The following is a 23,692-nucleotide window of genomic DNA, read 5'->3' as shown; positions in this document are numbered from 1 at the left end:
GCATGAGAGGATGACATCAGATTACAACTATCGTGATAGACTCCATCAACTCACCTGCCGGGCGGAAAACCTGCTTCAGAGTAGGAGAGAATTTTTTACTGAAGGTACCCAAATCGCACTGAAAGACTTACTACACCAAGCGAAACTGGCTTTGGATGACCGAGTCAAGTTACCCTTCTCACGGAACCGGGAATTTCTAATTCCACGGCAGGAGGAAGCGATTCAGTTTGCGACAAAAAGATATACAATGGTTCCTCCATTTGCAGAAGAAGGAAAGGTATATAGTTGGTATGGTCTGGAGCCCGCACTGGAGTGGTTTGAAAAGCAGGATATGCTGTATGAAGGGGCCAATGCACTGCCATTAAAAGCTGTAAATATTATGAAAACCGCCCAAGAGCTATTAAGCAGGGCAGTGCTTGGGGAAGGAATCGGTGAATATGGAACCCAGGCGGGCAGTCAGTTGCTGCATTCAATAGATGAATTACGAAAGGAGACAGAACGTTTCGACCCTGAAGAGAGTGGAGAAGTTCTGGCTAGAAAGATCGTGATTGTCTTCAATCAGCTTAGGACTTTCCGTCATTCGCGACGGCTGCGCACAGATGTTGAACCAGGGTCTTCGCTTTACCTGAGTGCCAAGGCTATGGATGAATTAAAATCCTCAATCCGGTCCAATCCACGTATTCGTGAGCACTATAAGGAGATCGAAAGTTGGACTGAACTCTATAATCTGGCAGATCTGGAGAGAGTCGTTTCGGACATTATGAAGGACAACAGCAATTATGATGAGTTGAACCGTCATTTCTATCTGTGGAGTTATACGGACAAAATAGTCAATTTTAGAGTGCCTGCAGGTGCGTTGAAGGCAGACATATCTTTCCTTTTGTCTGCCGAGGACAACGAACAGGAGGGGCTTGGACATGTATGGATTGATGACATAGAAATTCTCACGGCAAGTGGTAGTAGTCTCGGAATCAGGAACGGCGGCTTTGATGAAGGTAGTATGAGCCCAAGCCACTGGAAAGCCGAAGTCCTAAAGGGACAGCCAGTGCTAAAGTGGGAAACCGAGTACCCATATAACGGTGGTGGAAAACGCTTTTCAGAAGCAACTAATCCATCGTCACAAATGGCCCGGAGCGCTGAAAATCTTCCGAGACGATCACTTTACATGTGCAATCCTACTGCCAATGACGAGGGATCCTGGAGATACGATCAGTTATTTGACGTCGAAGGTGGAATGCGCTGCACACTGACATTCGGTGCGAAGCTGGACGGCAAGTTGAAGAAAGGGCTTAAGGTTCTTATCTCGTATATGAATGAACAAGGTGAACCCGTCGGAGAGTTCGTATATGCCTTCAATCGTAAGTCCTCCTTGACTGGTGGAAGGTTTCCATTGCCCATGCAATGCGATGCGATCCGATACGTCATGACTGGAGATACATCCTATGCGGAGAAGACGAAGCGGGCCATGCTCTATACTTTACATGATTTCTGCCAGGGCGCAGAACATTGGCTTGTCACAAATCTACGACCAGAGGGAAGCGACAGTTACGGGGCCGTACAAGGAGGACGACTACTGAGCGTAATCGCTGTAAGTTACTCCCTGATTCGTTCAGCAAATGTCTTCAATGTCGGTGAGAAAGAGCGATTCTATGATTTGGTCGAATACATGCTCCGGTATTTACTTGATTTGAGAGATCGAACAGAATGGACACCATACGAAGCGCAGCGTGGATGCAGTAACTGGCAGACGGACATGTGTGCCGGAACTGGATTGATGATGATGGTGCTGAGCGATTTTCCCAATCGCCAAACCTGGCTGAACAATGCGAACACCATCCTGAAAGCCCAATTGGAACTGAATGTGAATCCTGATGGCTCCTGGCCAGAGTCTATCCGGTATCATCATGCCGCACTGGAGCGTTTTGCCGGATATGCTCTGGTACTTAAGAACATAACAGGTGAAGATTGGTTCCGGACGACGCCACTTCTCCGGATGTTCAGTTATGCCGTCGAAGTGCAGACACCAGGCTATCAGTATTTTGCTGGACGAATCGGCACACCACCCTTTGGTGACCACGTCTTAGGTGGAGGTGAGGAATTTGGCTACTTTGCAACATACCTACCTGTAATTGCGGAGATTGACCGAAGTTTGGCGGACCGAATGTTTCATACCTGGACGGCAGCTGGGCGACCCTTCAAGAAGCTCTGGGGTGAGTCCGTTGTATTGGAGAATCTACTGTTTCAGGAAGACCGCTATACGTCAAAAAAAAACCTGCATTTGGAGTCAACAAGTACCTTTTCGAACGCAGGTATCTATATTTTCCGCAAAGGCTTCGGTACTCCAAAGCATAGTTATTTTGCCATAATGTCCAGTCCGGAGCCAGTGGCCCATGGGCATCTGGATCAAGGTTCGTTTGTGCTCTACAAAAACTCGGTTCCATTGGTGATGGACTCGGGAATTGAAGGGTACTTTGACACCAGCACCAACTGGCATATCAGCTCCTATTCACATGCCTGCGTCCAATTCGCTACGAGACAAAGGTCGTTGTCACGACATGATGACAGTATGATTAACCTTTCGGCAGGTACTTACAGTCTGGAGCGCGGCTGGGTGGATGTGCCGAAAACCAGCCGAGTACTGGATGTTCAATTGGGGAGCGAAAAGGAATCCATAACCATTGAAATTACTAACCCCGAGGGTGAAGGTATCCACATCCGGCATGTAACATATATCCGTGAGCCGGAACTGTACATTATCCGTGATGAGATCGTGAACTTCGAAGGCAAGGTGCTATTCAACCTTCCAGTTGCAGCGACGCAATCCTGGATAGATGGGGGTCGAGTGTATTCAGAAGGGGCATATGAAGTTGATTTGGAGACCGTTTTTCTGAGCCCTGTGGAATCGATCACTCTGGATCAAGGTCGATGTACCCGATTCTATGATCGGGAAGAAGCTGGCAGGATGGATTATATTCGTGCAATTGCAGATGCCCAGCAAGGATTTGTGACGGTTCTCTACCCCAAGGAGAAGGGGCGCAAGAAACTGAGTGTAGTCCAAGAGACAGATGGTAGCATAAGTTTAGTGACAGATGATTACCACGTTTGTCTGGATGCGTCCTTCAATTTCAGGAATGGTGGGCAAAGGGATATTTTAAATAGTTATTATGGAGGAAATCAATGACCAGACAAATTGTAAACCCGATCTTAAAGGGTTGTCATCCAGACCCATCGTTCATTCGAGTAGAAGACAATTATTACATCGCGACATCCACTTTTGAATGGTTTCCCGGAGTAGAAATTCATCACTCTCGAGATTTGGTTAATTGGCAGCTGTTAACTCGTGTTTTGACGGAATCTTCACAGGTTGACCTGAGAGGCAACGGAAGCTCAGCTTCAATCTGGGCTCCAGCACTTTCATATGATAACGGTATCTACTATTTGATTTTTACAGATGTAAAAGCACGTCATAGTGTTTATAAGGATCTTCATAATTATTTAATTACTGCAACGAATATTCAAGGGCCGTGGAGTACTCCAGTACGGCTAAATGGTAGCGGCTTCGATCCTTTTCTATTTCATGATAGCGATGGCCGTAAATGGATGTTGAACATGCGATGGGACTTTCGCAAAAATCACAATAACTTCTCTGGTATTGTTATGCAGGAATATCATCAGGAAATCGGGAAACTTACGGGTCCTGTTCATGAACTATATAAAGGGACTCCGACAGGCATAACTGAGGGCCCACAGCTTTACAAGAAAGATGGATTATACTATCTTCTGATTGCAGAGGGCGGCACTGGCGTTAATCATATGGTTACCATGGCGCGTAGTAGCACGCTTACTGGCCCTTATGAGACTGACCCCAATTATCCGATCATGACAACAGCTCATGACCTGACTTTTCCTTTTCAGCAAGCTGGGCACGGCTCCTTGGTTGAGACGCAAACTGGGGAGTGGTATATGGCTCATCTATGCACACGTCCGATTCCCGGCACAGCAAATTTGAACCCGCTAGGAAGAGAAACAGCGATTCAGCGATGTGAGTGGACACCTGATGGATGGCTCCGACTATCTCACGAAGGTAAATTACCTGCTTTGACTGTGCCAGCCCCTGAATTGCCTAGTCATCCGTTTGCTGCTTTACCAGAATATGATGATTTTAGTGGTGACACAATTGGATTACAGTATCAAAGCTTGCGGGTTCCTTTTGACGAGTCATGGATAAGTCTAAGTGAAAGACCCGGTTATTTGAGACTGCGAGGTCGGGAATCGTTGTCATCGTTATTCGAACAGAGCATGATAGGATGCCCGATTCAACACTTTGCATGTTCAATATCTACATGTATGGAGTTTGAACCTGAGAACTTTATGCAAATGGCAGGATTGGTCCTGTACTATGACGAACGGGATTACTACTATCTTCGAGTTACTTCAGATGAAATCCGAGGAAAAAGCCTGGGAGTTGTATGTTGTGCAGGCGGAAAATATGAAGAAATTTCTTCAATGCAAATTTCCGTAAAAGATTGGGATGTTTATTATTTAAGAGTGGATATTTCGGGAAGAGATATCGTTTTCTATGCCTCTCCTAATGGGTTGAAGTGGACACCACTCTGTACTCCGCTTGATTTTGGTACGCTCTCGGATGAACATGGTGGCAAACTTGGATTCACGGGTGCATATGCTTGTCTTTGTGCACAGGATCTGGATCAGCAGTCCCAACCCGCTTATTTTGATTTTTTTGAATATAAAGAACTTACGGAGTAATTAAAATCTGATTTAATCTGATTAATTATTTGGGTTATTTCGTTATTCTGCGCATTATATTTGAATACGCTTTCAGATTGCCGGATCTGATTTTACCTTTGTCTTTTTGATCCAAGCTACCAAAATTATAAATTGGAGGTTTTTGTATGCAAAAAGATAAACTTTTCACGGTACACTCGTCAAAAAGTAGTGTCATTCAGAAGGGAAAGGGAGCTATTATTCTCCCCCTATTTTTATCGTTTGTAATGTTATGGATGGCATTTCCCGTGAAAGCTCAGGCTAATGTTTCTCTTCCGGAACCAGTAACACAGATGAATATCAGCAACATATCGATTGCTCCAGGTGCTTCTACTAGTGCTATCCAGGAAGCTATAGACCATGTAAATTCAAGTGGCGGTGGAAAAGTGATATTCCAGTCTGGCACCTATATTCTTACAGGTTCAGTTACTTTAAAAAGTAATGTTTCTCTTGTAGGGGCAGGAAGAGACAACACGATATTAAAACTAAGTGCTGGAATTAATCTTGGAGGATATGGAGTGCTGAACAGACCAGACGGCGGTTTGAGCAATGTTACAATCAAAAACCTTACAATAGACGCGAATACCTTCACAGATCCAGACAGTAATCCAACCGCTCTCAGGAATTATGGTATCTTGGTTCAGGGTGAAAACGGAACAAACAACCGTATTATGCTAAGTAACATAAAAGTAACGAATAGCGAAATGGGAGTTCACTTCAAAGGCACTACGAATTTGACAATACAAGACAGTATTATTAATAACAATGGGGGACTGAATAAATATTGGCATAATCTGTATTTAAGAAGAGTGTCTAACGTATTGGTTAAAAATACGGAGTTAAGTGAATCTAGTTCTGGGAACGGTATTAACATTTCGTATTCTGATAATATTACAATTGATTCGTGCCAGGTGTACGATAATGCATTTCGAGGTATTCGCGCTTCAGATAGCAGTCATATTAATGTGATTAACAACGATGTTTATGGAAATGTAACGGGGGATGGAATTGTATATATAGGTGAAATCACGGGTGTTACATCTTTCCAAATTAAAGGTAATACAGTGAGGAATAATGGAGGATATGGAATATTTGTGAGTAGTGATTCTTCAAACGGTGAAGTGAAATCCAATATAGATGGCGGTGGAAACACAAAAGGGTTTAGTTTAATTAGCGGAAGCAATATAATTATTCAGTAGCTCAACATTCCTGTCGGAATTATATTAAACTTCCGGAAGGCAACGTTCAATTACATCGATAGCACTTAAACGTTGCTTTCCGGAGTTTTATACGCGCTGTACTATGGACCCAAGAAGTAAGATCTTTGACATCTCAGTACGCTTTATTTTTGTATATTGATCTCTTTTCCATAATTCTGAATATATCCTTTAGCGTTCCCTCCGCCATCAATGTTGGAAATAACGTCACCATTTGAGCTGAAACCATTCGTAAATATCCCATATCCATAGTTATCCGATACATTATTCCCACTGATTGTGAAGTTTGAGACGCCAGTAAATTCACTATTATAGATAATCCCGTCTCCTGTCTTGTTGCCATATACAACATTATTAATCGTATCCATATGAATGCTGTCAGCTACCCGAACTCCGCGAAAATAATTATCGTAAATTTCTGAGTCATTTATCGTTACATATTCAGAGTATGAGATATTAACCCCATTTCCTGTATGTGAGTTATATATTTCACAATTTGTAATTAACACTTTACTTACTCTTCTTAAATAGACATTGTGCCAAAAATTATAATACCCGCCATTATCATGAATTTCGCTATTTTGAACAGTAATGTTTGTCGAACCTTTGATGTGAAGACCCATATTCGTGTTTTTTATTTCGATGTTATCAAACAGAACCTTGTTATTGATATAACTTTCTCCTTCGAGCAAAATACCGTAGTTCGTAACAGCAGATACATCAGATTCTACATTAGGATCATTTGGCTTCAAACCATCCACGGTTAGATTTTTTACAATAACGTTAACAGCCGGATTAGCATTATTGGCCGTCAATACTCCATTCGCGCCAAGATTGGCGCTTATTTGCAGTACAGTCTTACCCTTACCAGCTCCAACAAGAGCTACGTTACTTTTTAAAAATATCGGTGTTGAAATCTTGTATGTACCATTGGCTAAAGTAACTGTGCCACCACCTGCGGTAGAAACACTATTTATGGCAGATTGGATTTCAGATTCAGAGGCATTTGCTCGTACTGAAACATCTTTTGCGTGAAGCAAGGTTGGCTTCTCCGTTATCATATCTGATTCTTCAGCTTCAGCGTGTACGACGGAGTAAGTCCCAGAGTATCCTACAGTCATAATAAGCAACCATACCAATACTTTGTAATACGTCTTCCTTGGAGTAAATCTTTTCATAAAATATTTCTCACTCTTTCTATAATGTTATTGATGATATCAGATTTAATTATCGACTGGATATCAGCAAAGATTACTACTTTTCTTATATTTGCAACTTTATACCCACATAACAAAGGACTTAAGGATTAGATTTTTTTTGATTGTGGATATTCATGTAAGTCGGAAGGGGTTCCGTATGAAAGCAATATGGACGAAATTGAAGCTGCGTTGGAAATTTGTGTGCCTATGCTCACTTGTAATGCTTGTACAATTCACGTTTTCCAATACGTATTTGTTTAGCAATTCAGCAGATCTGGTAGAAGAGCAAGGGGAGATGCTGGTTGGTAAGTATGTCTCTCAAAATAAGGGGAATATTGAAAATTCGATGAAGAGCGTCATGTCTGCAGCAAATTTGTTGTTGACAAGTGAGGATTTTCAGCAATACATGCGTAAGTATGCGGTGCGTTTCTTTCAATATGATAGTGCCAATGTCGATTTCCAGTTCGACTGTATGCGTACATTTCGCAATATTATTACGCAGACCAGTTATATTCGCGAGATTCAAGTGCACCTGGAAGATCATACGTTCTCTATCTCTCGAAGCTCCTATTCGAGTAAACCAAATTTAGATCTTGTTTTATTTGATAAAGTGACTGCCGCCCCTCGTTCAACCGTCGGCTGGAATTCGGCCGATGCAAACGGTGTGGTAGATCTATATTACCGGCTGCCGCTTAGTGCAAGCGGCAAGACATCGGGAATCCGCGGGTGGGTCGATGTTATAATCGACCCGGACGTTATGTTCCAGTCAATTGCTGATCTGGTGCCCACAGCAGACAGCGTACAGATGTTTGTAGTAGATCCTGCTGGCGAAGCCTTGTATACAAATCAGCTGATGACGAGTCGTTCTGTTGTTGGCAGCGGATTTGTCGCAAGTGTGCCTGAGGTGGATAATATAGTGATCCAAAAATCGAATGGGGATCCAATAATGACTCAATCCGCCAGGCTTATGGATACAGACTGGTTGCTGTTGTCGATTATTCCTAAGGAAAATTTTCAAATCGATTTGGCAGAGTACTTGCGTATCAGCTTTTTTATCCTACTCATCCCTATTTTGATCCTTGCACTTATGATTTTATTCCTGACAGATTACTTACTACGGCCCCTCAAGCAGCTTGTTAGCGTAATGAGTGGTTACAGTGAGAACAAAGCGACACCTCAGATTATGATTGAAAGATTGGATGAATTCGGCCTATTGGCAAACCGTTTCAATAAGATGATGGGCAAAATTGAAGAACAGATTACAACAATACGTGAGACTGAACAGCAGAAACGTGAAGCCGAGATGGATGCGTTCCAATCGCAGATCCGACAACATTTTTTATACAACACATTAGCTCTTATCTCTTGGACGGCTCGCAGGGAAAAAGCACAGGAAACGGAACGCATATCCAAATTATTTGCCCGTTATTACCGTCTGGCTCTTGGTAAGGGCGAGACCTACACGTTATTGGAAAAAGAGATTGAAATGATTGGACATTACCTGGAAATCCAGCGTTCTCGTTTCGTTGACCAGATGGAATACGAGATGCGAGTTGAAGCTCCTATCGGTGGTTATCGGATAATCCGCAATATGTTGCAACCAATTGTCGAAAATGCAGTGGAGCACGGTGTTCTACCCCAAGAGAAAGGGAAAGTACTTTTGCTGATCCGGGAGGAGCAAGACTACTTAGTGATCCGCATAATTGATGATGGTATTGGGGCAGAGGAGGAGGTTGTTCGGCATATTAACAGCGGAATGAGCTTCGATAGTGACAACGGTTTTTCTTTACGTTCCATTAAAAGAACCCTCCACACCTACTATGGTGACGAAGCGGTATTCGATTTCCAAAGTGTGATTCAATCAGGATCGGTGACGACAATTAAGTTACCAAAAAATAGGATTACGTAGCCATTTTCTGCTTTATTCAGATTGGGATATGAGTCTTATTCATCCAAGGAGGAATCCATCGCAATGAAGATGATTATAGTCGACGATGAACGAATTGGCCGTGAAGGCATGATTGACTTCATAGACTGGAGTGGAGATTACGGCATTGAAATTGTCGGAACTGCGGCGAACGGCCAGGAAGGATACGAATTGTACCAAGCCGTGAATCCAGATATTGTACTGACAGATATCAAGATGCCCGTTATGAGCGGTATTGAGCTGGCTGAAAAAATACGGGGAATCAATAAAAAGGTCAGAATTATTCTATTGTCAGCATACAGTGATTTTTCCTATGCTCAACAAGCGTTCAAATCAAGAGTAGATGACTACTTACTTAAACCGATTGATGAACCGGAGCTGCGTCTTTTGCTGGAACAGATTACAGCTGAAAGCAATGAGAATCACCAACGAGAGAATGCCAAACAACAGTTTCTCGATGTACTTGGAGGGAACAAGGAACACTGTGAGCAACTAAGGGATTACACCTTCCAAGTGTTCTCGCTCGGCAAACAACAGAAGCATAGTTGCAGTATTCAAGACCTGTGGCTTCTGGAATATTATGAAGGTGTCCAAGTAGGCATCGCCCGGTATCCCCGCAGTGAGAAAGAACCATTTTGTGGTTGTCCGGATTTTGCTGACTTTGAATCCTGTTATGCGGGTAGTCGTGTCGATCAACCTGAGGAAATATTTCTAAGTTATAACGAGGCGGTACTGTCCAGTCATATCGGTACCTACTGGGAGCTAAAAGAGCTTGATTATGAACATATTGTCAGACGACGTGGTCAATGGATGACACACCATACTGAACTCAAGCAGGAAGCAGTTAAGTTGGCAGATGCGATCCGATCCGCGATCATTTGTTTCGAAAGAACCAAGGTTGAGATAACAGTCCAACGCATCATGCACTATTTGAGACAGTATTCGGGCGTTGATCCGGCTTATATAGAAGAATTCTTAGTGTGGATTGTGACGCGAATAGCACAAGACTTCGCAGATTTCCAAGAGATGAAAACGTCACTTTGGGAGCTAAAGATTTCTCTACAGAATCAGGACCGTTTCCATAAGATAAAGCCAGCCCTTAGCCATTGGCTTCTGGAATGGACCGAAAGAGCAGAAGAGAAGCGCCAACTACCTGAAACGACTATTGTGCAGTTGGTGATGAATATCGTTGAGCAAGAATATCATCAAGATATTAACCTGCGTTCGCTGGCAGAGAGAGTTTACTTAAGTCCGAATTATCTGGGCAATCTGTTTCGCCATTCCACAAGCTTATACTTTAACGATTACCTTGCCAGTTATCGAATGGAAAAAGCAAGAGAGCTGTTGCTAACCAGCTCGGATAAGGTCACCCAGATTGGGGAAGCGGTAGGTATTCCGAATACTTCCTATTTTAGCTCGCTATTTAAAAAAACGTTCGGTGTCACACCAAAGGAATATCGCAGAACTCATTGTGAGTAGCATTAACAAACACAAGCTCAGCCGTGTTGAAGCCAATCGCAGAAGCAATCACATCGATCGGCTGACTTGTAGTTTCCAGAAGACTGACAGGCTGTCTTGCAGTTCATACGTTAAATCAGAAGCATAAACCATTGCCACATTGATCGATTAAACACAAAGCTGTGGACAAAATAACGTTTGTGCATTATGTTAATACTTAACGTAAGTATTATCAAATATGAGTGGAGGTGGTGAAAAATGGTAGATCATATTATTAACAATACAATGCGTGTCAAAAAGATGAACCAGGAACTGGTACGAGAAACACTGAAAGACATGAGACAGGGAACCAAGTCCATGGTCGCAGAGGCAACCGGTTTGAGCATAGCCACATGTCGTAATATACTCCATGAACTCCTTAGCACGGGTGAACTCATTCAGTTGGATTTAGAAGAATCGAACGGAGGCCGACCTGCGCAAATTTACAGGTATAATGTGGACTTTGCTAATATTGCCTGCATTATTATCAGAGCTGGAGTAACGCTCCATTCTCTAACGTACAGCGTCGTTAATCTGTCTGGGGAGTCATTGGAAGAAGGCTCTCAGCAAGTAGAACAGATGAATGAAGGAAAGATATCTGATTTGGTCGATAGACTCATATTGAAATATCCCCGTATACAGGCCATAGGAATTGGTGTTCCAGGTGCAGTACATCAAGGGGTGATTAATACCTGTGACATTTCTAATCTGATCAATGTCAATTTAGCAGACTGCATTCAGCGAAAGCATGAGGTTGAAATTGTAATAGATAATGACATGAATCTAACGGTTTACGGACTTTATCAGAGACAGGGATACAATGAGAGAAACTCTCTAGTCGTTACGACATTTATTGAAGGTTCTCTACCAGGGGCAGGGATCATGATTGATGGGCACATTCATCGGGGAAACTCTCGTTTTGCTGGAGAAATTGCCTTTCTACCGTTGGAAATGTCACATGATGAGCAGTTTAGAAAGCTCCATAAGCGAGACACATTCCATCCGCTAGCAGCACGGGGCGTATCGAGCTTAATCGCTGTAATGAACCCTGAAACGATTGCTTTGACAGGTGATCTATTGAAGCCGGGAGATGTGGAGCTGATCCGGAATGAATGTCTGAAGTATATTCCCGAGTTACATATGCCCCATTTGATACTACTCGAAAATCCAGATGAGGATTATATGTGTGGATTAATTAAAATGACATTGGAAAGCCTCTCTTATTCACTGCAGCTAGTAGAGAAGAGGAGGTAAAGCGTAATTTGACATCCAACATAAATAATCCAAAAATCACGCGCAATGTGTTATTTTTACTCTTTGCATTACCGGGAATGTCATTTGCATCTTGGGTCTCACGGACACCCGCTATCCGGGATTTGCTTCAAGTCTCGACTTCAGAGATGGGAATTATTATATTTGCCATGGCTTCAGGTTCACTCGTTGGTCTCCTGACAGCTGCCTCCTTTATCGCTCGAAAAGGAGCTCGTTTGGCCATATTGGCAGGTTCTTTATTAATAACTTTTGGATTCGTTGCACTAGGATTTGGTGTTGCTCTTACTTCGGTTCCATTTGTTATGGGAAGTTTAATCATTTTTGGATGTGGTTATGGACTTGCGGAAGTGGCTTTATCTGTTGAAGGATCCGTAGTCGAGAAAGCTTTAAATAAAACGTTGTTACCAGCTTTTCATGGATTTTTTAGTGTAGGAACACTCGTTGGCGCTGCTCTAGGTGCCTTGGCTGAAGCAGTCCATCTGCAGATCGCCGTTCATTTCACCATTCTGTCTTTAATCATGCTCTTCGCAGTAGTGTATGGGCAACGATACCTGCCTGAGTCAAGTGGAAAAGAAGTAACGAATACAGAGATGCCCAAGCGCTCAGGTATCAAGCAGCAATTCAAGGTGTGGAGCGAAAAGCGGACAATGTTTATAGGAATTATTGTCTTGGGTATGGCATTTGCCGAAGGAGCTGCAAACGATTGGTTACCCCTTTCCATCGTAGATGGTTACGGTGTTAATTCTACAACAGGCTCATTTGTGTATGGTCTGTTTGTGGCTGCTATGACCATTGGGCGCTTTGCCGGCGGAAGAATACTTGATCGCTATGGAAGGGTTAGAGTGCTATTGAGTTGTGCCGTTTCCGCTACACTGGGTTTAGTCCTTGTGATATGGGGTCAGCACTTTATCGTTGCTTCTATAGGGGCTATCTTATGGGGACTGGGTACATCACTCGGTTTTCCTGTGGGTCTTTCAGCAGCCGGTGACAATCCTAAAGATGCAGTAGCAAGAGTAGGAGCCGTGGCAACCACTGGCTATATTGCATCTTTGGTGGGTCCTCCTCTGCTTGGTTTTCTTGGTGAACATTTCGGATTACTAAATGCACTTATATTTGTACTTATTGGCACAATGGTTTCTGGCTTTCTGTCTAAAGCAGCCAAACCACTATAAGTTAAATTTTATAATAAGGAAGGAAACAAACGACTATGAAAACAGAAAAACAAAAGATGCTTGATGGAGAATTGTATAAGTCTTGGGATCCTGAACTTACACGTGATCGCGCATATGCCAGACGCATGACGCGCATGTATAATCAGACCACTGAAACGGATGATGAAATGAGATTAGAAATACTCAAGAAATTGCTCGGTTCCACAGGGGAAAACCTAGGTATGGAACCCAATATTCGTTTTGACTACGGTTATAATATTCATGTGGGTGAACATTTTTATACCAACTTTGATTGTACAATCCTGGATGTATGTGAAGTTATAATCGGGAATAATTGTATGTTCGGACCAGGTGTTCATGTGTACACCGCTACACACCCACTGGATCCAATGGAAAGAAATAAAGGACCGGAATATGGTAAGCCAGTAAAGATTGGAAATAATGTATGGGTTGGTGGCCGAGCTATTATCAATCCAGGTGTGACGATTGGTAATAATGTCGTAGTTGCTTCCGGAGCAGTTGTGACTAAGGACGTTCCAGACAACGTGGTGGTTGGCGGCAACCCGGCGAGAGTAATTAAACAAATCGAAGAAACTAATGCTTTTTAAATCTTTGATTAAATCCAAAGTCCAAAGATTATTGATCCTATAAACCGCAACTGTCTCACATACTTTCAGAGGAAATCGTTGTTTAGTTACTAAACTCAAAAAGTTGTTGTCAAAGACAAGCTCATATTCCTGTCAAAAGTCGCTATTTTAGCGACTTTTCTGCTTTTATGGAAAATCTAGATACTTTGCCTAATAATAGCGATAGGGCTGATTGAGTTAATGATACTGATTAAATCCTAATTCTTCAAAAACCATCCCCTTTATACTCAGTATATTTTCGTGATTCAATAGTTAAAGTTGCAAATAAAAAAAATATGTTATAGTATATATTTATCAAATGATACAAAGTACTATCATTATATCTATTTAAGTCTCATTTTTTCGCAAGAGAAAAGAAAGTACTTCCTGAGCTCCAACTTCTCTTCTTACTTTGCTTCATCGTGATCCTACAACCGGCGAAAGGATGCAGAATTGTTCCGACCAGAACTGTTCGGAAATCCTGCTCGAGTATCGGTCCATGCGTACGTGTACACCTTTTGAGATGAGGAACGGGCTTGGCAAGGCACCCCATAATGCCACTGGGTTCATCGAATTTGAAAACAATTGAGTTCATACAAAGTAAAGTTTACGGTATGCCGTGTTCGGTTGTGATGGTCGAAGTTGGTCCGGAACGTATCTGAGTGTGCCTCGGTTCATAGACGAACAATTTGCAGGCATCCGAGGGAACATGTGGGTACTTCAAGGTGAAGCGACAGTCAGTTCAGATATAGAACAACCAGCTTATGGACCTACAGGGGAACTTTATGTGTGTGGTAATGCCAGCCAAATGGCCTTAGCTGTAAAAATGTTTTGAAAGCGTCGTACCAGATCAAATGTTGGGTTAGAGGGAGCTGAAGACTGGCTCAGGCATTTACAGAAAGAAAGACAAATATGTCAAGGATGCCTGGGCTGAATCTCACGAGCCGACAGCACAATATTTTAACATAAAGAAGAGTAACAATCACGTGATGTAATACGAGAAACAAATATTTTCAATTAATGATAGTGAGGAGAATTTTTATGGCTTGGTTGTTTCTTATTCTTGGAGGTATTTTAGAAGTAGGTTGGGCTTTAGGTTTATCATTTTCAGATGGATTTACTAAAATAGAAATCGTAATACCCACTGTAATTTTAATGGTTGGAAGCTTCTATTTCTTCGCAAAGTCTATAAAAGCCCTTCCTGTATCTACAGCCTATGCTGTTTTTACAGGACTTGGATCCTTCGGTACTGCACTGGCTGGAATGATTTTTTTAGGAGACAAAGTGAGTGCACTCAAAATCATTTTAGTCTTAACACTAATTTGTTGCATCATCGGTTTAAAATTCGTTTCTAATGAACCAAAGAAAGAAGTAGGTGTTAGATCATGAGTTGGATTTTCTTAATTTTAGCAGGTTTATTTGAAGTTGGCGGTGTAATTTTCTTGAAATATTCAGAGGGATTCACCAAATTAAAGCATACATTGTTGTTCGCTCTGTTTTTGGGACTAAGTTTCATCTTTCTATCCTTGTCCTTAAGAGATATTCCAATTAGCATTGGCTACGGAATTTGGACTGGTATTGGCGCTTCAGGAAGTGTTTTATTAGGGATGTATGTATTTAATGAACCTAAAAATGTAAAAAAACTAGCTATGGTTTTTGGAATTATTGTGAGTATTGTTGGGCTGAAATTAGTATCATAGATGCCTTATAGATAAATAACCGTATCCTTCGCAATAGTTATTGTGAAAGATACGGTTATTTATCTTTTGCTTAACTCGGTATCTTGATTTATGTCTCTACGAGAATCCTCCTAATCCAAAAATATCTCCTTATTTATCATTTGGTCATAATATTTGTCCAATTGCTTTAAAGAAACTTTTTCGTCCTGATTGCTCCACCATGTGACAAGTGAACTGATCACACCCGAGTGGAATTCTGCCATCAGTTCAATGGGTAAGGGATATTCTCGTCCTTTATTTTTCAAGTCCACAAAATCCTCAATAATTAACTCCTTTAGATACTTGCTCGAAAAATTATAAAATAATTTATCATTTTTTTGATTACGCAAGAGGTTCTCTATTAATCTTGTGTCTGACATTTTAAAAAGGCTTTGCATCGGTTTTTTCATCCTTTCATCTGCACTCATCTCCAAATAATCCTTCATGAGCTGTGCCATGGTAAAGGACAGAAGGGCAAATTTGTCTGAAAAATGCTTGTAAAACGTTGTTCGATGTACCATTGCCAATTCGCATATTTGATTTACAGTTATAGAACCAAAGGTACATCCTCTATGACTTAACAAGTCGATAAGCGCTATCGATAATAATTTGTGTGTCCTTTTCACTCTCAAATCAACGGTTTTCTCATTCATTTTCATCTACAATATCTCCTTATTGTTTCTTTATCTATATAAATACATAAAATTGATTCTTACCTCATTTAATCTACAGATGTATATTGTTTATTATACTAATTTAACAATTATATGGAATATAAAACATTGGATTGGAGGGTCTGCCGTGACCGCATAACCTTTTAGAACACGCTGTGTACTATTCAAGGATTATCCTAATTAATGCATGAACTGCGATCTGAGGTGATTAATGATGTCGAAATATACCATTGTCGATAAAGAAACCTGTATTGCTTGCGGTGCCTGTGGAGCAGCAGCTCCGGAGATCTATGATTACGATGAAGAAGGGATCGCCTTTGTGTCTTTGGACTCTAATCAAGGCACAGTGAACATACCAGATGCATTGGAAGATGATCTTAGAGATGCTTATGAAGGGTGTCCAACAGATTCAATTAAAATTTCGGATGAAGCATTTGATGGAGATCCTTATAAATTTGAATGAATGAGCACTCTCATAAAAAGGAGGAATCAATTTTATGAATCAAGAAGTAATCCCCGTTAGAGAAATCCCTAATTTCAAATCAAGAGCTGAAGAATTTTTTCCTATCCATTGGTATAAAGAGATGCTTTATAAGGATCGAGTTTATTTTCATAGTAAAACAAATACATGGAATGTCTTCAAGTATGAAGACGTCAAGCTAGTATTAAGCAATTATGAAGTCTTTTCGAGTGAAGGGCCTAGAACAACAATATTTGTTGGTGATAATTACAAAGAAAAATCTAAGTCAATCACAAGTGTTTCCGCTATGGATCCGCCACAGCACAAAAAGAGTCGTTCGTTATTAGCAGCGGCTTTTACTCCTCGCAGCTTAAAAAATTGGGAACCTCGTATTCAACAAATTGCACATGAACTTGTGGAAGACATACAGGATAACTCTACAATTGATATTATTGAAGCTTTAGCATCACCTTTACCTAGTATAGTTATTTCCGATTTATTTGGAGTACCCATTAAAGACAGACTTCAATTTAAAAAATGGGTCGATATCCTTTTCCAACCTTACGACAAAGAAAGGCTGGAAGATATTGAAGCCCAAAAACAACAAGCTGCAACTGAATATTTCCAATATCTCTACCCTATTGTCATTCACAAACGTTCGAATTTGACTGATGATATTATCTCAGACTTAATTCAAGTTCAAGTAGACGGCGAAAAGTTTACTGATCATGAAATTGTACAGGCAACCATGCTGCTTTTGGGTGCAGGAGTCGAAACAACCAGTCATGCTATAGCTAACACGTTCTACTCACTACTCTACGATAATGATTCAATATATGGAGAACTAAAAGGTAATTTAAACTTAGTCCCCAATGCGATTGAAGAAATGCTCAGATATCGTTTTCAAATTTCTAAAATGCATCGTACGGTAAAACAAGATAATAACTTACTAGGAACATCATTAAAAAAAGGGGATGTAGTTATCGCATGGATGAGTGCATCGAATATGGATGAGACTATATTTGAAAATCCCTTTGCTGTAGACATTCATCGTTCCAATAATAAAAAACATGTTACTTTCGGAAATGGGCCACATTTCTGTTTAGGTGCTCCGCTTGCTCGATTAGAAATGAAGTTTGCATTAGAAGCATTCTTAAAAAAGTTTTCTCGTATTAACCCTGTACAGGGTTTCGAACTTGAGAAAAATTTAACTGCTTCAGCTCCTGGACAGTCTCTAACTCATTTACCAATGACTGTTTTTCAGTAAACTAGCCATCAGAATGGGAGGATTTGGAATGAAACTTACCGAAAAGGTAGCAATTGTAACGGGTGCAGCATCGGGCATGGGACAGGCGATAGCAGAACTTTTTGCAGCAGAAGGGGCTAAAGTCGTTGTCTCTGATGTGAATTTGGAAAATGCGCAGAAAGTAGTTATGGATATTGAGGCAAGAGGTGGACATGCACTGGCGGTGTCTGCCAACATTACATTGGAGAGTGACGTTCAGCTACTGATCGATAAAACGATGGAACGGTACGGAACAGTCGACATTCTGGTGAATAATGCTGGTATAATGGACAACTTTGTCCCTGCGGGAGAGGTTACAGATGAGTTATGGGAGAAGGTTTTTGCTGTCAACACAACTGGCCCCATGCGGACGATACGTAAGGTGCTACCTATTTTTACGGAGAGGAAAGGCGGTGTTATTGTCAACATAGCCTCAGCAGGCGGCTTATTTGGATCTCGTGCTGGAGCAGCATACACGGCATCCAAACATGCAGTGATCGGGCTGACCAAGAATGTTGGCTTTCAATACGCAAAGCTTGGTATCCGGTGTAATGCTGTCGCACCTGGAGGTGTTAAAACAAACATTGCTGCTACTCTCACCGCGGTTAGTCCATTCGGTGCAGAACGTGCTCAAATCGGAATGGAAATTAACCCAGCAATAGGAGAACCGGAAGATATCGCGAAAGTAGCTTTGTTTCTAGCCTCCGATGAATCAAGCTTTGTTAATGGCACAACCATTACAGCAGATGCCGGATGGACGGCGTATTAACAGTAAAACGATCTTAAAGACTGTTCCCTTCGTAGGGGAGCAGTCTTTTTGCAATACATTAATAGATCATAATGATCAATAAAAATTCCAATACAAATTCTAACTTTAGAAAGAGATATCCATCTTTGTATTGCACTATATCTAGCTTAAATACTCGATTTTATAATAGGGACATGACAACAACATATTACAGGAGGAGCATATGGAGACAGCAAGTACAATGAAACATGGCGTTCGCACAAAAACCAAGATAACAAAAATTGTCCGAAGAAATGATAGTTGGCAATTATATTTAATGTTGCTTCCAGCCGTCATGTTAGTGTTTGTTTTTGTTTATATTCCAATGGGCGGGATTGTGATGGCTTTTCAAGAATACGAACCTCACTTGGGAATCATGAAGTCCGAGTGGGTAGGTCTGGATCAATTCAGATTTTTATTTGAGTATCCTGACAGTGTGCAAGTCATATGGAATACTTTAAGGATTTCTGTATTGAAACTCGTTTTTAGTATCATCACTACACTTGGATTTGCAATGCTATTGAATGAAGTGAGACATAAGTTCACTCGAAATGTTGTTCAAACCTTTGTTTTCCTGCCACACTTTTTATCTTGGGTTGTTCTTGGGGGCGTATTCATTGAGCTTCTTAATCCTGATCACGGTTTGATTAATCAGTTCATCATTTTTTTAGGATTTGAACCTATCTTCTTTTTGGGAGATAATAATTGGTTTTTGGCTACTGTGATAACTACGGATATATGGAAAGAATTTGGATACGGATCCATAATTTTTCTTGCTGCTTTAGCAGGTATCAATCCAGCACTATACGAAGCTGCTCAACTGGATGGAGCCGGTAAGTTGAAACAAATGCTTCATATCACTTTACCTTCTCTCATCCCAACCATTTGTGTAGTTCTCATATTGTCTTTAAGTCAAGTTCTAAGTGCTGGTTTTGATCAGATATTTAACCTATACAATCCGCTTGTTTACGAAAAAGGCGATATTATTGATACCTTTGTTTATCGTGTGGGTCTAATCGGAGGGAATTACAGTTTCGGAACAGCTATTGGTGTGTTCAAATCAATAGTTGGACTCTTCTTAATCATCGGCGGTTACCGCTTAGCTTATAAAGTCGCGGGGTACAAAATTTTTTAGGGAGTGAGGCATATGAATACGAGTTCAATTTCGGAACGTTGGTTTCACAGATTCAATTATAGTCTTATGATTTTTCTAGCCATTGTTTGCCTATTTCCACTCCTTCATGTGCTTGCAATATCGTTTAGTTCCAGTTCGGCTGTGGCATCAAACGATGTGACATTTTGGCCCATAGGTTGGAATTTTAATTCATATTCAAAGGTACTTAGTGATCCAAATATGATCGGTTCCGTCGGGATCTCATTGCAAAGGACCGGTTTGAGTTTGATTTTGGGATTATTGATAAATTGTTCTGCTGCATATGTAATGTCGAAAGAAGGTGGGCGGAACGGAATTGCGGGTTATAAATTTTTTGTTGGATTCTTTGTAGTATCGATGCTGTTTAATGGTGGTATGATTCCTACTTATCTGTGGGTAACAAAGCTAGGTCTTTATAATACCGTATGGGCACTTGTACTTCCGACTTTGGTCAACACATTTTATTTAATTCTTATCATGAATTTTTTCAAGGCACTGCCAAAGGAACTTGAAGAAGCAGCCTTTATCGATGGCGCTAATCACTGGAGAGTATTCACGAAGTTATTCCTGCCGTTATCACTTCCTGTGCTGGCAACTGTAGGGATGTTTATGATTGTAATGGACTGGAATGAATGGTTAATGGGGCAGATTTATATGAAATCCGATAATGTGCCGCTTAGTACTTTTCTAAAAGCTGCCCTCTCAGAACCCATTATTGATGCAAGTAATGCGGATGAGGCAGCTAAATACAATCCACGTTCGTTAAATGCTGCTCAAGTTCTGATTGGTGCTCTTCCAATCTTGCTTATTTATCCGGTCCTTCAGAAATTTTTCACACAAGGCATTGTCATTGGTGCAGTAAAAGAGTAAATTCGATCCATACTTGTACTTACGATCATACTACTAGGGGGTTCTAGAAAAGTGAAAAATACAAAACGGGCTATTTCAACCACAATCATAACTACTTTATGTTTTAGTTTGCTATTGGGTTGTACAGGTGGAAACGACGCGAGCAACAAGGGAAATGAAAATGGTGAGAAGAACACAAAAGTCAGTATCGTTAACGGGAAGATGGATCTCCCCGTCACACTAAATATAGTTCGGGGTGAAGACCCCACGATGGTATTCAAAAACGGAGAAACTATCGAAAACAATGTTCATTATCAATGGGCTAAAGAAGAGTTGGGTGTAGATATTAAAACCTTATGGACTGCACCAATGAATGGCGATGCGTACGATACCAAGCTTAAACTCTTGTTATCATCAGGAGAACGATTACCGGATGTGTTTGTAGCAAATAGCGCTGATACAATCAATACATTTTTAAAGTCAGGCAAATTATTGGATGTAGGCGAAGCATTTGAGAAATATGCATCCCCCACTTATAAAGCAGCGATGAGTGAAGTACCGTCGGCCTGGTTACCATTCACCCAAGAAGGGCAAAAGCTAGCTTTGCCAATTATCTACGACAACTTCGGAACACAATCTGTAATGTGGGTACGTCAGGATTGGTTGGACAAATTAAAATTGAAAGCGCCTACAACAATTGAAGAACTGGAATCTGTCATGGATGCTTTCACCAATCAGGACCCGGACGGAAATGGTAAGAAAGATACCCTTGCCTTGGATTATGTAACATCCGGCACACAGATGCTGGGTTCGCCCATAGGTGATACGTCATGGATTTTTGGAATGTTTGGAGCGATTCCCGAGAGATGGTACCCGGGAGAGGATGGTAAACTTCAATACGGCTCTGTTCAGCCTGGTATAAAAATGGCACTTGAGAAAATGAGTGATTGGAAAACAAAAGGGTATCTACCAAGCGATATTGCTCTCCACAATTTCAATACAATTGTTCAAAATGTTGCTGCCGCAAAAGTTGGAATCGTTGGTGGGCAAAGCTGGCTCATGAGCTATCCAGGGTCCATGATGGTACAAACAGACCCGAAAGCAGAATTTCGACCATATCCAATCCCTGCAGGCATCAATGGGAAAAACATGCGGACGATTGGCAATGATTACAATGGCGCAATCTTAATCAGTAAGGATATTTCAGATGAATCTCTACAAGCGTTCTTCCATTATATGAATACATTATATTCAATCTATGACAAACGAGATTTATCCTTATTCAAAGGATTTCAAGAAGGTTACGATTATGTGATCAAAGATGGCAAACCAAGCACTAAAACAGAGGATATCCCTGGCGGGTTTATCACTACAACCAAATTTTTACTTCCTGGGGTGCCCGTATACCAATCTAAAGTCAGAGAAATCAAAAACAAATTTATTGAGGGTAAAGAAGCAACAATCGAGGATCTCGCTGTAATGTTAACAGCTGGAATAAGCGGCATCGAGAATCCATTAGATGCGTACAGTTACGATGCGTTAAAAGTGATTTCGGAACAACTCTCTGCAGACGTGCCAGAGTATTTCCAAGGTGCAACGACTCGAAAAATGACCTCAAGGAACGAATTACTAAACAAAATGCAAATGGACACCTACACCAAAATTATTTATGGGGAACAAGATCCTAGTGCTTTCGATAGCTTTGTTGAAAAGTGGAAATCTTCTGGTGGAGATGATATTACGGAAGAAGTCAATGAATGGTACGAATCCGTTAAGTAAGGTAACAAGAAGGTTCACTTCTGAGTTGAGTCTTTCAGTTTATCCGTGGTAAAATGCTCGTCTTTGGGGACGGACATTTTACCACGAATTATCAAAAATCATACTAATCTTCATTCTATATAAAAGTGAGGTTGATTTAATATGAAGAAAGTAAAGGGCATTAACCTAGGAAATTGGCTTGTGTTAGAGAAATGGATGAATCCGACAATGTTTGAGGGAACACAGTGCGAGGACGAGACTTGGTTATGCAGAACTCTTCCACATGAAATTAAACTTGATCGTTATAAACAGCACCGGAACACGTTTATTACTGAACGCGACTTTGCATACATCGCCAATAAAGGATTGAATGCGGTAAGAATTCCGATACCTCACTTTATTTTTGGCGATGTTGACCCTTATGTTGGGTGCATTGAATATCTCGACAAAGCATTTGATTGGGCGGAGAGGCACGATCTCCAGATCTTGATCGATCTGCATACAGCGCCTGGAAGCCAAAATGGCTTTGATAACGGCGGAATTTGCGGGGTTTGCAAGTGGAGTTACGATCCAGCAGGAGTCAAGTTCGTCTTGAATGTGTTGGAACGTCTTGCTCAACGATATTCAAACCGACAGGGTCTGTGGGGGATCGAAATCATCAATGAACCTATTAATGCAGAATTGTGGGCACAAACTAAAAATCATTACCTTGCCGTGGACAAGGTTGAATCGGAAGGATCGGGTCCAGTAACGAGCGAGTTTTTAAGAAGCTTCTACATCGATGCGTATAGAAGAATGAGAAAGCATCTTCCAGAAGAGAAGGTCATTGTATTCCATGATGGATTCCGGCTTCGCGAATGGAAGGACTTTATGAGGGAACCCGAATTCGTAAACGTTGTGCTTGATACGCATATGTATCTAAGAATGGCAGCTTATACCGGTTTAGCAAAGAACGTAGATGAATTCGTTGCCTATATCTACAATAATTTTGCGAAAGACGTAGCAGAGATGCAAGAATATTTCCCGGTAATTGTAGGTGAATGGTGTCTATCCACCATTGAGAGCAACTTTAAGACTTTGAGCTCTGAAGAGCAAAAAGAAGTACAACAAAAACTGTCAAGTGCATTCCTTCATGCCTGGGAAAACGGACAAGGCTGGTTCTACTGGAGCTACAAGCAGTTGCATGATACAAGACAGGGATCCGAATGGGAGGGCTGGGACTCGTGGGATTGGGGAAAATGCGTCGAGCTGGGCTGGATGCCGGATAAATATTAATCATATAGTATTTTGAGAGACTTTTAATAGGGAAGGAG

The 23,692-nt window shown here is 41.2% G+C and carries 19 protein-coding genes; 17 read left to right on the top strand and 2 right to left on the bottom strand.

Annotated elements, in window-relative coordinates:
• Positions 1-10 precede the first annotated feature (10 nt).
• The 3 genes from AC4G47_RS14660 to AC4G47_RS14650 all read left to right on the top strand — a co-directional run bounded on the left by AC4G47_RS14660 (position 11) and on the right by AC4G47_RS14650 (position 5,984).
• A complete protein-coding gene (locus AC4G47_RS14660; protein WP_491106527.1) occupies positions 11-3,181 on the top strand; it encodes a heparinase II/III domain-containing protein in 3,171 nt (1,056 codons plus the stop codon).
• Entirely contained in the window at positions 3,178-4,767 is a 1,590-nt protein-coding gene (locus AC4G47_RS14655) for a glycoside hydrolase family 43 protein (RefSeq protein WP_491106526.1), read from the top strand. Before AC4G47_RS14660 ends, AC4G47_RS14655 begins: the two co-directional genes overlap by 4 nt.
• Before the next feature lie 146 nt (positions 4,768-4,913).
• The gene (locus AC4G47_RS14650) at positions 4,914-5,984 is read left to right on the top strand and encodes a right-handed parallel beta-helix repeat-containing protein (protein WP_491106525.1); all 1,071 of its coding nucleotides are present in this window, start codon (positions 4,914-4,916) and stop codon (positions 5,982-5,984) included.
• Between the two features lie 143 nt (positions 5,985-6,127).
• On the opposite strand, the gene AC4G47_RS14645 is transcribed toward AC4G47_RS14650, so the two are convergent.
• Complete coding sequence (locus AC4G47_RS14645; RefSeq protein ID WP_491106524.1) at positions 6,128-7,180, bottom strand: right-handed parallel beta-helix repeat-containing protein; 1,053 nt, start codon at positions 7,178-7,180, stop codon at positions 6,128-6,130.
• Between the two features lie 178 nt (positions 7,181-7,358).
• On the opposite strand from AC4G47_RS14645, the gene AC4G47_RS14640 reads away from it, so the two are divergent.
• The 7 genes from AC4G47_RS14640 (at position 7,359) to AC4G47_RS14610 (ending at position 15,395) form a co-directional block, all read left to right on the top strand.
• Positions 7,359-9,110 carry a sensor histidine kinase gene (locus AC4G47_RS14640; RefSeq protein WP_491106523.1) on the top strand — a complete coding sequence of 584 codons (1,752 nt, stop codon included), beginning with the start codon at positions 7,359-7,361 and terminating at the stop codon, positions 9,108-9,110.
• A 63-nt stretch (positions 9,111-9,173) separates the two neighbouring features.
• Positions 9,174-10,607 carry a response regulator gene (locus AC4G47_RS14635; protein WP_491106522.1) on the top strand — a complete coding sequence of 478 codons (1,434 nt, stop codon included), beginning with the start codon at positions 9,174-9,176 and terminating at the stop codon, positions 10,605-10,607.
• Between the two features lie 237 nt (positions 10,608-10,844).
• A complete protein-coding gene (locus tag AC4G47_RS14630) occupies positions 10,845-11,879 on the top strand; it encodes an ROK family protein (protein ID WP_491106521.1) in 1,035 nt (344 codons plus the stop codon).
• Positions 11,880-11,887: 8 nt separating this feature from the next.
• Positions 11,888-13,069, top strand: a complete 1,182-nt coding sequence (locus AC4G47_RS14625) for an MFS transporter (protein ID WP_491106520.1) — start codon at positions 11,888-11,890, stop codon at positions 13,067-13,069.
• Between the two features lie 35 nt (positions 13,070-13,104).
• Positions 13,105-13,677 carry a sugar O-acetyltransferase gene (locus tag AC4G47_RS14620; RefSeq protein WP_491106519.1) on the top strand — a complete coding sequence of 191 codons (573 nt, stop codon included), beginning with the start codon at positions 13,105-13,107 and terminating at the stop codon, positions 13,675-13,677.
• 1,059 nt (positions 13,678-14,736) lie between these two features.
• A complete protein-coding gene (locus AC4G47_RS14615) occupies positions 14,737-15,084 on the top strand; it encodes a DMT family transporter (RefSeq protein WP_491106518.1) in 348 nt (115 codons plus the stop codon).
• Entirely contained in the window at positions 15,081-15,395 is a 315-nt protein-coding gene (locus AC4G47_RS14610; protein ID WP_491106517.1) for a DMT family transporter, read from the top strand. Before AC4G47_RS14615 ends, AC4G47_RS14610 begins: the two co-directional genes overlap by 4 nt.
• A 110-nt stretch (positions 15,396-15,505) precedes the next feature.
• Here AC4G47_RS14610 and AC4G47_RS14605 read toward each other — a convergent pair whose 3' ends face one another.
• Positions 15,506-16,072, bottom strand: coding sequence for a TetR/AcrR family transcriptional regulator (locus AC4G47_RS14605; protein ID WP_491106516.1), 567 nt, complete (start codon positions 16,070-16,072; stop codon positions 15,506-15,508).
• A 229-nt stretch (positions 16,073-16,301) separates the two neighbouring features.
• On the opposite strand from AC4G47_RS14605, the gene AC4G47_RS14600 reads away from it, so the two are divergent.
• The 7 genes from AC4G47_RS14600 (at position 16,302) to AC4G47_RS14570 (ending at position 23,654) form a co-directional block, all read left to right on the top strand.
• Positions 16,302-16,550, top strand: a complete 249-nt coding sequence (locus AC4G47_RS14600; protein WP_491106515.1) for a ferredoxin — start codon at positions 16,302-16,304, stop codon at positions 16,548-16,550.
• 34 nt (positions 16,551-16,584) lie between these two features.
• Positions 16,585-17,814, top strand: a complete 1,230-nt coding sequence (locus AC4G47_RS14595; protein WP_491106514.1) for a cytochrome P450 — start codon at positions 16,585-16,587, stop codon at positions 17,812-17,814.
• A 28-nt stretch (positions 17,815-17,842) separates the two neighbouring features.
• A complete protein-coding gene (locus tag AC4G47_RS14590; RefSeq protein WP_491106513.1) occupies positions 17,843-18,601 on the top strand; it encodes an SDR family oxidoreductase in 759 nt (252 codons plus the stop codon).
• Between the two features lie 202 nt (positions 18,602-18,803).
• The gene (locus AC4G47_RS14585) at positions 18,804-19,754 is read left to right on the top strand and encodes an ABC transporter permease (protein ID WP_491106512.1); all 951 of its coding nucleotides are present in this window, start codon (positions 18,804-18,806) and stop codon (positions 19,752-19,754) included.
• A 12-nt stretch (positions 19,755-19,766) separates the two neighbouring features.
• Positions 19,767-20,642 (top strand): carbohydrate ABC transporter permease, encoded by an 876-nt coding sequence (locus AC4G47_RS14580; RefSeq protein ID WP_491106511.1) that lies wholly within the window; start codon positions 19,767-19,769, stop codon positions 20,640-20,642.
• Between the two features lie 51 nt (positions 20,643-20,693).
• On the top strand, positions 20,694-22,400 hold the full coding sequence (locus AC4G47_RS14575; protein WP_491106510.1) for an extracellular solute-binding protein: 1,707 nt from the start codon (positions 20,694-20,696) through the stop codon (positions 22,398-22,400).
• A gap of 141 nt (positions 22,401-22,541) precedes the next feature.
• Positions 22,542-23,654, top strand: a complete 1,113-nt coding sequence (locus tag AC4G47_RS14570) for a glycoside hydrolase family 5 protein (RefSeq protein WP_491106509.1) — start codon at positions 22,542-22,544, stop codon at positions 23,652-23,654.
• Positions 23,655-23,692: the final 38 nt, after the last annotated feature.

This window comes from Paenibacillus sp. Negev47, from assembly GCF_058313655.1.
This window is presented reverse-complemented; position numbering and strand designations above follow the sequence as displayed.